The sequence below is a fragment of the Okeania sp. SIO2B9 genome (genome assembly GCF_010672505.1).
Lineage (GTDB): Bacteria > Cyanobacteriota > Cyanobacteriia > Cyanobacteriales > Microcoleaceae > Okeania > Okeania hirsuta.
The window spans coordinates 1-1,106 of sequence record NZ_JAAHGK010001779.1 but is presented as its reverse complement, the minus strand read 5'-3'; the positions used below and the strand labels follow the sequence as shown (position 1 = coordinate 1,106).

Below are 1,106 nucleotides of genomic sequence, written 5' to 3'. Positions count from 1 at the left end.
TGGCGAGCAAATCGGCGGAGCGCCTCGCGGTTGCAGGCTGTCTCAGCTTTGCCAAGCTGGTGATGCATCCGGCGCTGGTTGCGGTGGGGATATTGTGGCTGTTCCCGGTTGATCCCTACACCGCCAGTGTTGCGATCTCTGCCGCTGACTTTTTCTTTAAACTGCTACATTTTTTTATTAATAAGTAGTAATTATGCTAAAACCTAAATCTCAACCTCACTTCTGTAAGTAAAAAAAATTTATGGCTTTGAATTTCACGCTTCTACATCTATACTAAAACAGTAATAAACTCTTCTTTTTATTAAGTATTAATTGAGTTGAACGCCGATTAAGTGAGGATATAAAAACAGTGCAATTAGATTTACATCAACTGCGGGAACTACTAACAGCAATAGACCAAACTAATATTTCGGAGTTGACTTTAAAAAGTGGAGATTTGGAATTAACGGTACGAAAAGGAACTTTATTTAACGATCGCCTCTCATTACCTTCTTCCGATGGGACTGACCCTTCTGAATTTGTTTCTCCTGGTACTACCTCATTAGATACAACAGCGATAAAAACTGCTCCTATAACTTCAGGAGCACCTCCTACGATCTCAAACAAATTTGAAGAAATTTTATCTCCAGTTGTGGGCACTTTTTACCGCGCTCCTGCTCCTGATGAGCCACCATTTATAGAAGTGGGCGATCGAATTACTTCTGGCCAAACAGTTTGTATTATTGAAGCGATGAAAGTTATGAATGAGATTGAAGCAGAGGTCTCTGGACAAATAGTGGAAATTTTAATCGAAAATGGGCAACCCGTAGAATATAATCAGCCTTTAATGTTAGTTAACCCCAACTAAAGTGTATAAAAATCATGCCACAATTGATTGAAAAGCCTACTCGGATTGAACCTGTAGGTAACAAACCGAAGCAAATTGACGAATATATTGGTCATGTCAATAGCCAAACAGATGCTATTAGCGTTGCCCAAATGCGCTCTCCTAGTGGCTGGATGGAACCAGGTCAAAGGCCAGAATTTGATGAATTTACTCTGGTACTTCAAGGAAAACTATGTGTTGAGTATGAAGGCGGTCAGTTAGAAGTTAATGCTGGACAAGA

Annotated in this window: 3 protein-coding genes; all 3 read left to right on the top strand. The window is 40.2% G+C overall.

From position 1 onward, the window contains the following. Positions 1-188 (top strand): hypothetical protein (locus tag F6K13_RS34380; RefSeq protein ID WP_287290120.1); only part of this gene is annotated, 188 nt, incomplete at its 5' end. 161 nt (positions 189-349) lie between these two features. Then, positions 350-847 (top strand): acetyl-CoA carboxylase biotin carboxyl carrier protein, encoded by a 498-nt coding sequence (accB, locus tag F6K13_RS34375; protein WP_124145885.1) that lies wholly within the window; start codon positions 350-352, stop codon positions 845-847. Between the two features lie 14 nt (positions 848-861). Next, positions 862-1,106 (top strand): cupin (locus F6K13_RS34370; RefSeq protein ID WP_287290118.1); only part of this gene is annotated, 245 nt, incomplete at its 3' end.